The organism is Bradyrhizobium iriomotense, assembly GCF_018129405.1.
Taxonomy (GTDB): domain Bacteria; phylum Pseudomonadota; class Alphaproteobacteria; order Rhizobiales; family Xanthobacteraceae; genus Bradyrhizobium; species Bradyrhizobium iriomotense_B.
Genome location: NZ_JAFCLP010000001.1, coordinates 1,055,120 through 1,063,732, shown reverse-complemented (window position 1 = coordinate 1,063,732; position 8,613 = coordinate 1,055,120). Strand labels below are relative to the sequence as shown.

At 64.2% G+C, this 8,613-nt stretch carries 10 protein-coding genes; 7 read left to right on the top strand and 3 right to left on the bottom strand.

Annotation, left to right across the window (positions count from 1 at the left end; all coding sequences use genetic code 11):
- Positions 1–226: 226 nt before the first annotated feature.
- Complete coding sequence (gene fghA / locus JQ592_RS04675; protein ID WP_211401717.1) at positions 227–1,072, bottom strand: S-formylglutathione hydrolase; 846 nt, start codon at positions 1,070–1,072, stop codon at positions 227–229.
- 76 nt (positions 1,073–1,148) lie between these two features.
- Entirely contained in the window at positions 1,149–1,769 is a 621-nt protein-coding gene (locus tag JQ592_RS04670; protein ID WP_211401716.1) for a response regulator, read from the bottom strand.
- A gap of 207 nt (positions 1,770–1,976) precedes the next feature.
- Between JQ592_RS04670 and JQ592_RS04665 the strand changes: the two genes are divergently transcribed.
- The 7 genes from JQ592_RS04665 to JQ592_RS04635 all read left to right on the top strand — a co-directional run bounded on the left by JQ592_RS04665 (position 1,977) and on the right by JQ592_RS04635 (position 7,840).
- A complete protein-coding gene (locus JQ592_RS04665; protein WP_211401715.1) occupies positions 1,977–3,335 on the top strand; it encodes a histidine kinase in 1,359 nt (452 codons plus the stop codon).
- Positions 3,336–3,496: 161 nt separating this feature from the next.
- Positions 3,497–5,965, top strand: coding sequence for a TonB-dependent receptor (locus tag JQ592_RS04660; protein ID WP_211401714.1), 2,469 nt, complete (start codon positions 3,497–3,499; stop codon positions 5,963–5,965).
- A 106-nt stretch (positions 5,966–6,071) separates the two neighbouring features.
- Positions 6,072–6,431, top strand: a complete 360-nt coding sequence (locus tag JQ592_RS04655) for a hypothetical protein (protein WP_211401713.1) — start codon at positions 6,072–6,074, stop codon at positions 6,429–6,431.
- Positions 6,432–6,562: 131 nt separating this feature from the next.
- Positions 6,563–6,862 carry a hypothetical protein gene (locus JQ592_RS04650; RefSeq protein WP_211401712.1) on the top strand — a complete coding sequence of 100 codons (300 nt, stop codon included), beginning with the start codon at positions 6,563–6,565 and terminating at the stop codon, positions 6,860–6,862.
- Complete coding sequence (locus tag JQ592_RS04645) at positions 6,859–7,092, top strand: hypothetical protein (protein ID WP_183242239.1); 234 nt, start codon at positions 6,859–6,861, stop codon at positions 7,090–7,092. The genes JQ592_RS04650 and JQ592_RS04645 overlap by 4 nt, the downstream gene beginning before the upstream one ends.
- 111 nt (positions 7,093–7,203) lie before the next feature.
- Positions 7,204–7,371, top strand: coding sequence for a hypothetical protein (locus JQ592_RS04640; RefSeq protein WP_211401711.1), 168 nt, complete (start codon positions 7,204–7,206; stop codon positions 7,369–7,371).
- Between the two features lie 61 nt (positions 7,372–7,432).
- Entirely contained in the window at positions 7,433–7,840 is a 408-nt protein-coding gene (locus JQ592_RS04635) for a hypothetical protein (RefSeq protein WP_211401710.1), read from the top strand.
- 30 nt (positions 7,841–7,870) lie between these two features.
- Here the strand turns inward: JQ592_RS04635 and JQ592_RS04630 are convergent, their stop codons facing one another.
- Complete coding sequence (locus JQ592_RS04630) at positions 7,871–8,563, bottom strand: GntR family transcriptional regulator (RefSeq protein ID WP_211401766.1); 693 nt, start codon at positions 8,561–8,563, stop codon at positions 7,871–7,873.
- Between the last annotated feature and the right edge of the window lie 50 nt (positions 8,564–8,613).

Sequence of the window (8,613 nt, the reverse complement as noted above, 5' to 3'; positions counted from 1 at the left end):
GTCATGATCAGAGGCCTCACCCAGTTCCACGCCATCAAGCATGGTTGGAGCCTCCGAAATGTGTGAATCTCGTAGCCTTGCGGGAGAGGGTGGCTCGCCGCGAAGCGGCGAGACGGGTGAGGGGTATCTCTCCTCGAATCCAATTCGCGCTTTGGAACGCGGAGAGATACCCCTCATCCGGCGCTTCGCGCCACCTTCTCCCGCAAGGGGAGAAGGAAGAAAGAGATCACGCCGTCAGTCTCGCCGCATGCCAGTGCAGATGATCGCTCATGAATGTCGAGATGAAATAATAGCTGTGGTCGTATCCCGCCTGGCGCCGCAGCGTCAGCGGGATGTTGGCCTTGCTGCAGGCGGCGTCCAGCAGCTCCGGCTTGAGCTGCTCCTTCAGGAAATTGTCGGCATCGCCATAGTCGACCAGGAAGCCCGAAAATTTCGCACCGTCCTCGATCAGCGCCACGGTGTCGTGGTTGCGCCAGGCCTCCTTGTTCGGTCCGAGATAGCCGGTCAGGGCCTTGATGCCCCAGGGCACCTGCGAGGGCGCGACGATCGGCGCAAACGCGCTGGCCGCGCGATAGCGGTGCGGATTGCGCAGCGCCACCGTCAGCGCGCCGTGGCCGCCCATCGAGTGCCCCATCACCGATTGCCGCTTGGCATCGACCGGAAAATTCTCCGCCACGAGCTTGGGCAACTCGTCAGTGATGTAGCTCCACATGCGATAGTTGCGCGCGAAAGGATCTTGCGTCGCGTCGACATAGAAGCCGGCGCCCAGGCCAAAATCATAGGCGTTGTTGGCATCACCGGGCACGTCCGGCCCGCGCGGTGAGGTGTCGGGCGCGACGAAGATCAGGCCGAGCTCGGCGCAGGCCTTGCGGAATTCGCCCTTCTCGGTGACGTTGGCATGCGTGCAGGTGAGGCCGGAGAGGTACCAGACCACGGGCAGCTTGGCGCCGTCGGCATGCGGCGGAACATAGACCGAGAACACCATGTCGGTACCGGTCGCCTGGCTCGCATGGCGATACACGCCCTGCACACCGCCGTAGGATTTGTTGGTTGAGACAGTCTGAATAGTCATGCCCTAAGCTCCAGTGGCATCTAACCACATCAACATTGCAACGCTTGTGTGACCGAATTCGTGGCGGCGCGTGTCGTCAGGCGACGCCGCTGTCGATCGCCAGCCGCACCAGCTCGACCGAGGTCTTCACGCCGAGCTTCTGTCGCATGATCGAGGAGGTGTTGGCCACCGTCTTGTACGACGACTGCACCAGCCAGGCGATTTCGGACAGGCTCTTGCCGGCGCTGAGCAGCCGCAGGATCTCCATCTCGCGCGCGTTCAGCTTCGACAGCGGGCTTTGCGCCAGCGCCGGTCCGGCAAAGGCGATGCTGCGCGCGATCGCTGTCGGAAGGTAAGTGCCGCCGGCGCCGACGGCGCGGATCGCCTCGACGAGGTCGTCGGGGTCGCCGGTCTTGGAGACATAGCCCCTGGCGCCGCATTCGATCGCGCGCGCGGCGAAGGCGGGGTCGTCGTTCATGCTGAACATGATGATGCGGGCCTCGGGCGCGCGCTCGAGGATGCGGCGCGCGAGCTCGAAGCCGGAAACGGTCGGCAGGTTGATGTCGATGATGCAGAGGTCGGGGCGCTCGACGATGAAGATGCTCTCGCCGTCTTCGGCGTCGGCAGCCTCCAGGATCTCGATCTCGCCTTCGTCGGCCAGCACGGCACGGCAGCCGGAGGCGACAATGGGATGATCGTCGACGATCAGAATGCGCATAGGCGTTTCCCCGTGACAGCACGTTCCCAGTGATAGAATCTGCCTGTTTTGCGCCGCATGATACCGAACAGGACGCCGCGCGCGTCTCATGTCGCCTCATGCAACCCGGCCGGGATTGCTGTACGCTTTCGATTAGATATCGGGCGCTTCGCCTCTGTCAACGTCATCGACGGGCGCGAACATCCTTTGCGGGTACGGGCGAGACCAATGTGGCAAAATCTATCCTTGCGCGCACGCATCAACCTGTTGCTGGCGCTGCTGCTGGCGCTGGGTCTCGCCGTCAATATCGGCCGCCAGGTCGCGGAGGCGGGGCCGCGCGTGCAGGCCGAGGACCAGAGCGTGATCCGCCTTGCGCGCGAATTCATCGAGATGATCGTTGCCAATCTCAACGAGGCGCCCGACCCGGCTGCGCGGCTGAACCAGATCGCCCGCGATCTCAGCCGGCTGCGCCATGTCAGCATCGCGCTTCACGATTCCGGCGGGAACCCGCTGACGCCGCCGCGGCCCGATGCCGACGACGACGCGCGGGCCCCGCCGGCCTGGTTCGTCAGCCTGGTTCATCCCGAGCAGACCGCGGTGAGCGTGCCGGTGTCGATCCATGGCAAGCCGGGCTCGCTCCGGATCACCTCGCATCCCGATGACGAGATCGCCGAGATCTGGGACGGCATCGTGACCCAGCTGGAGGTCGGCTCGGTGATCGCGCTCGCGCTGTTCCTGGTGATGATGAATGTGGTCGGCCGGGCGCTGGCGCCGCTGCAGTCGCTGGCGGAGGTCATGGGGAAGCTCGAAGGCGGACATTACGAGGCCCGCGTCGCGCCGGGCGGCGCGCCCGAGCTCGCCGCAATCTGCACCCGGCTCAATCATCTTGCCGCGACGCTCGGCGAGGCGGTCGAGGACAAGCGGCGCCTCGCCGAGCGCGCGGTGTCGCTGCAGGACGTCGAGCGCAAGGAGATCGCGCGCGAGCTTCACGACGAATTCGGGCCGTATCTGTTCTCGCTGCGCGCCCATGCCAGTGCGCTGGCAAAGCTCGCGGACGGCAAGGCGCCGAGCGCGGAGGCGGTGCGCAAGCACGGCAGCGCCCTCCTGGAGCAGATCAACGCGCTCCAGCAATTCACGCGCCGCGTGCTGGAACGCCTGAGGCCGGTCGGCCTTGCCGAGCTCGGCCTCGGCCAGGCGCTCGAATCGCTGTCCCGGCTGTGGCGGGAGTCGCATCCCGACGTCACCATCGAAACCACGATCTCGCCCCGGCTGGGAGCGACCGGCGAGACTGCGGACCTCACCATCTACCGCGTGGTGCAGGAGGCGCTGACCAACGTGTTTCGCCACGCCGGTGCGACCGCGGTCAATGTCGTCATCGAGCCCGCGGACCAGCCGACGCGGGACGGCCGCCTCTGTGCCCGGGTGCGCGTCAGCGACAATGGCCGTGGCATGGAGCCGGGCCAGAAGCTCGGCTTCGGCCTCGTCGGCATGCGTGAGCGGATTCTGGCGCTGGGCGGCACGCTCAATGTCGTCTCCGGCGACGGCGGCCTGACCGTCGAGGCGCTGGTGCCGACGGCGGCGGCCTGATGGCGCGACACGATCGGGAAAAATTCCCGATTTGGTCGGGAAAACGGGTGCGGATATTGCCCGATCTTTTGTGGCTGGCGCGTGAGCTGCTGCCGATTACACTCGTCTGCACCAAACGGCGAACATCAGAACAGCCGGTGGTTACGGGTGGGAAGGCTGGGATGGGCAAGCGTCTTTGGTTCAAGCGTCGTTCGTTGATGGCATCGGTATCGACGGGGCTGCTGGGGCTGGTCTTCGCGAGCCCTGCCGGGGCGGCGCAGGATGAGGAAACCAACGTCCAGAACCTGCCGCCGGTCGAGGTGACGGCACCGTCGCCGTCGACTGCGAGGCGCACGACGCCAACGCGGCCGGTGGCGCGCGCGGGGGCCTCGTCGTCGAACCGCCCGAAGACGCGCATCTACGTCTACCCGACCTCGCCCGGCACCGGCAGGGGTCTCGACGTCGACAAGGTTCCTTCGGCGATCAACGCGGTCGATGCCAACCAGATCAGGCGCACCGGCTCGCTCAACGTCACCGACGCGCTGCGCGACAACATCGCCGGCGTCAACATCACCGAGGTCACCGGCAATCCGTTTCAGCCGGATGTCGAGTTCCGCGGCTTCGTCGCCTCGCCCGTGACGGGCACGCCGCAGGGCCTTGCGGTGTACCAGAACGGCGTGCGCATCAACGAAGCCTTCTCGGACGCCGTCAACTGGGACCTGATCCCGACCGCCGCGATCAGGTCGGTGACGCTCGTCACCAACAATCCCGCCTTCGGCCTCAATGCGCTCGGCGGCGCGATCAATCTGCAGATGAAGGACGGCTTCACCTATCAGGGCGCCGAGCTCGATCTGATGGGCGGCTCGTTCGGCCGCGTCCAGGGCTCGGCGCAATGGGGCAAGCAGGTCGACAAGAACTATGGCGTCTATGCCGCGCTCGAAGGCCTGCGCGACAACGGTTTCCGCAATTTTTCCCAATCGACCGTGCGGCGCTTCTACGGCGATGTCGGCTACAGGGCCGGCGACAGCGAATTCCACGTCAACATGGGCCTCGCCAAGAACGATTTCGGCGCCAGTGCCACCGTTCCGGCAGAGCTGCTCGACAAATATTGGGGCGCGACCTACACGACACCGCAGACCACGAGCAACCGCGTCGGCTATCTCAATTTCACCGGCAAGGTCGATGCGACGCCGACCTGGACGCTGGAAGGCACCGCGCATCTGCGCAGGTACGAGCAGAAGCTGGTCGACGGCAATCCGACCGACGTACAGGAATGCGCCATTGCCGGGCTGTTGTGCTTCGGCGACGATACGACGCCGGCGAACGGCACCAACGGCGTGCAGCTTGCCAATCCTTTCCCAACCGGGACCATCCTCGGCGAGATCGACCGCAGCTCGATACGATCGACCACCTTCGGCGTGTCGGGACAGGCCACCAACACCGATCAGCTGTTCGGGCACGACAACCGCTTCGTGATGGGCACAAGCTACGACGCCAGTGTCACGCGCTACAACGCGACCGCCGAAATCGGCACGATCGGAGAAAACTACGTCGTCAGCGGCAGCGGGATCTTCCTTGGGCCGACCGGCGTACCCGACACCGTCGCAGGTCCCGTCTCGCTGCGGACCGTCAATCAATATAACGGCCTCTACGCGATGGATACGTTCAACGTCACGGATGTCTTCGCCATCACCGGAGGTGGCCGCTTCAACGTGGCGCGCATCACGCTGGAGGATCAGCTCGGCACCAGTCTCAACGGCGATCACACCTTCACCCGCTTCAATCCGGTGATCGGCGGCACCTACAAGATCACGCCCGAGCTGACCGCCTATGCCGGCTATTCCGAGGCCAACCGCGTGCCGACGCCGCTCGAGCTCGGCTGCGCCGACCCGGTCAGGCCCTGCATGCTCGCGGCGTTTCTGGTTTCGGACCCGCCGCTGAATCAGGTGGTGTCCAAGACCGTGGAGGCCGGCTTCCGCGGCACCAGGGAGCTGAACATCGGCTCCCTTGGATGGAAGGTCGGTGCGTTCCGCGCCACCAACTATGACGACATCGTCGCCGTTCCCGCAGTGGGGCGCACCGGCTTCGGCTATTTCACCAATGTCGGCCGCACCAGGCGTCAGGGGCTCGAGGCCGAGGTCAACATCAAGTCACCAACGCTTCAGTTCCAGGCGAGCTATGCTTTCGTCGACGCACGCTACCTCGACGCCTTCGCGCTCAGCTCAGAAAGCCCGTTCAGGGATCCCGTGACCGAGACGATCCAGGTCCTGCCCGGCGACCAGATTCCCGCGATCCCCCGCCACAGGGTCAAGGTCGGTATCGACTACAACGTCACCGACGTCTGGAAAGTCGGCGGCAATGCGCTGTTCGTCTCCAGCCAGTATTTCGTCGGCGACGAGTCAAACCAGTATTCGAAGCTGCCGTCTTACACGGTGTTCAATCTCCACACCTCTTATCAGGTGACGAAGAACTTCCAGCTCTACGGCCGCGTCGACAACATCTTCGACAAGCGCTACGCCACCTACGGACAGTTCTTTGACCGCGAAGCCTTGCCCAACTTCACCAATGGCGGCGCCGAGTTCACCGATCCGCGCTCGCTGAGCCCGGCCCGGCCGCGCGCGTTCTATGCCGGGATGCGGGTGACGTTCTAGGCGCGCCGAGATCCGGCTGTCTGCGCCCTGGCGGAGAGCGAGGGGGCTCAGAGCTTCGCACGGCCCTGCGCAGACAGCTTGCGCAAAATATCCCGTCTCCGGCATCATGGGCCCGGAGGCTTGCTTTGTCGTGTCATTGAAGAATCCGGACGCCGTCGCCGCGATCGTTGCGGCGCTCCGACACGTTTACGGTGACGAGGTTGCGCGCCTCATGCTCGTCGAGGGCATGAGCCTCGCCAACCTGATCGATGCGATGTTTTCCTCACCCTTGACGCACCGCGAAGCGATCAGGGCCATCACCGACGGATTGGACGACTTCGTCATTTCACCGGACCTCGGCCGCATGTGGCACCTCAGGTACATCTATGCAGACGAGCCCGGCTCTCTGCATGTCGTGGACATGGAGATCGCCACGCCGAGCGGTACGCTGGTGAGCAAGGACGTCTGGCTTCGCCTGTCCTCTTAGAGAGGCGGCGACCACTCACTCGGCGGCGCCTCCCGTCACGGGAGATGAGCCCGGTCACATTCTACTTCAGGCCGATTGACTCAATGTTCATGATTTGTTCTTATGCTGCGCGTCCAGCCAAGGAGCGAGCCATGGACAACCGCATCAATGAAATCCGCAAGATCATCAGGGCGTTACGTGTCAGCATGCGTGAGGCCGAGGCCATCATGCATGAGCAAATCAACCGGGACGAGGACTGCACCTTCGTGGCCGAGGAGGTCATGAAGATGCGCACCGTGATGAGCGGGCTCGTCCAGGAGCGGGCTGCTCTCGGGGACACCGACCCGATCGTCGTCGCCAGCCTCTTCGTTCCCCGCCGGCGGCCGGCGCCACCGCGCATCGGTGTCGAGAAGCGCCGCCTTGTTCCGCCAAGAGAGGTGGCGCGGGCATGAAAGGAGAGAGGCCGACCTACTTCTCCGACATGCGGGAGCCCCCGGAGTTCTTGAAGGCTCTCGAGCACGCGCGGCGCCTGTCCTGCCTTGAAGGCTGGTGCCGGATGCATGTCGAGGCGATCCAGGTCGCGATCGATCAATACGCGGAAGCAGCTCTCGGCAATCGGGAGTTCTTCCTGAACAAGCCGCACAGCATCGGCGAGAGTCGCAGGAGCGGCGAGGTGCCGTAGGAGAAAGCCGCCCCGCCGTTCTTTACCGATCGGAAACCATGTCAAATGATCCGAAAACTTTAACGAAACTGTTCGGCTGTCTCCGCGTCAATTCGGCGGAGGGGTCGTCCGATGACAGAGCACCAGTTGAAAGAGCGGCAATTCCAGATCGCGCGTTACCGGCGCCTGGAGCGGGAAGTCACCGATCCGCTTGCGGCGGGTCTGCTCCACAGCATCATCGAGGAGCTTGAAGAGGAGCTGCGCAGGGACGTTCCGGATTGTCACGGGCCGCGTGATTAACGCTTTCTTAGCGCTGATCATGCGGATTATCCGTGGGGAATGACCAGGGGAGACTGCTCCCATGCTGAAGGACGGTACCTACGCGGCGTGGTACAAGACGCCAATCGATCAGGGCACCGGGATCGTCCACATTGCGGACGGCCAGATCTGGGGCCGCGACAGCCTGATGACCTATCACGGCTCCTGCAAGGTCGATGGAGACCGTTTCACCGCAACCGTGTTGACCAGGCGTCATACCGATGGACGCGCGACGGTCTTCGGTATCGAGGACGAGCTGACGCTGGACATCGAGGGAAGCTGCCCCGGCAAGATCGCGACTTACACGGCGACGGCACAACAAGTGCCGGGAATGGTTCTCCATGGTACGCTCATTCTGACGGAGCAGCAGCCGCCGGCGTCCGAGCAAACCGGGCAGTTGCCGGCGTTCGATCCTCACAAGCTTCCAAAGCTGCCGAAGCGCTCGCGCTGACCGCACTGGCTCCATGTCCCTTAGACGAAGCTACGCCAGCAATCCGTCGAGATCGGAATAGATGACGTCGGCGGTGCGCTGATAGTGCTGCTGAAGCAGACGCACGGCCTGCTCGCTGTCCCTGGCGAGAACCGCCTGAAGGATATCGCTGTGCTCGGCACCGACCTTGCGCGCCGGATAGGCCTTCGCAATCGACATCATGCGATACCGATAGAGCCGGTCGGCGAGCTGCTCGCAGAAGCCGAGCAGCGGTCGTGAGCCGCAAAGACCGATCAGCGTCGCGTGGAACGCGCGGTGCACCCTCTCCCAATCCGGATTGTCCTCGAATGTGTCGGGCTTGAGCGAGCGCGGCGTACGATCGAGCCGGTGATGCGCAACCAGCAGGGCCTCTTCCCAGGTCTGGGTCGCATTCTGCATGGACTCGCGAAGCGCCAGACCCTCGACCCAGCACCGCGTCTTGGTCAGCTCCTGGAGCTCCTCCTTGCTGACCTCCTTCACATAGAAGCCGCGCTGTTCCATGCCGACGACGAACTCTTCGGTGGTCAGGCGGTTGAGGGCCTCGCGCAGTGGGGTCTGTCCGACGTTGTACTGCTCCATCAGGAAGCGCGACTGGAGCTTGCGACCGGGCTCGAGCCGCGTCGTCAGGATGTCGGCCTTGAGGCGCACGTAGATCGTGGTCGCCAGCGTTGCCGGTTGGTCGACCCTCTGGCTGTCAGTGCTCATGGGCATCCATCAGAATCTCCAGCACTTATGTACATTAGCAGAGCTCGCAC

What these genes read in the sequence shown, in the direction of transcription:
- fghA (WP_211401717.1), bottom strand. Translation starts at nt 1,072, where the DNA reads ATGACTATTCAGACTGTCTCAACCAACAAATCCTACGGCGGTGTGCAG.
- JQ592_RS04670 (WP_211401716.1), bottom strand. Translation starts at nt 1,769, where the DNA reads ATGCGCATTCTGATCGTCGACGATCATCCCATTGTCGCCTCCGGCTGC.
- JQ592_RS04665 (WP_211401715.1), top strand. Translation starts at nt 1,977, where the DNA reads ATGTGGCAAAATCTATCCTTGCGCGCACGCATCAACCTGTTGCTGGCG.
- JQ592_RS04660 (WP_211401714.1), top strand. Translation starts at nt 3,497, where the DNA reads ATGGGCAAGCGTCTTTGGTTCAAGCGTCGTTCGTTGATGGCATCGGTA.
- JQ592_RS04655 (WP_211401713.1), top strand. Translation starts at nt 6,072, where the DNA reads ATGGGCCCGGAGGCTTGCTTTGTCGTGTCATTGAAGAATCCGGACGCC.
- JQ592_RS04650 (WP_211401712.1), top strand. Translation starts at nt 6,563, where the DNA reads ATGGACAACCGCATCAATGAAATCCGCAAGATCATCAGGGCGTTACGT.
- JQ592_RS04645 (WP_183242239.1), top strand. Translation starts at nt 6,859, where the DNA reads ATGAAAGGAGAGAGGCCGACCTACTTCTCCGACATGCGGGAGCCCCCG.
- JQ592_RS04640 (WP_211401711.1), top strand. Translation starts at nt 7,204, where the DNA reads ATGACAGAGCACCAGTTGAAAGAGCGGCAATTCCAGATCGCGCGTTAC.
- JQ592_RS04635 (WP_211401710.1), top strand. Translation starts at nt 7,433, where the DNA reads ATGCTGAAGGACGGTACCTACGCGGCGTGGTACAAGACGCCAATCGAT.
- JQ592_RS04630 (WP_211401766.1), bottom strand. Translation starts at nt 8,563, where the DNA reads ATGAGCACTGACAGCCAGAGGGTCGACCAACCGGCAACGCTGGCGACC.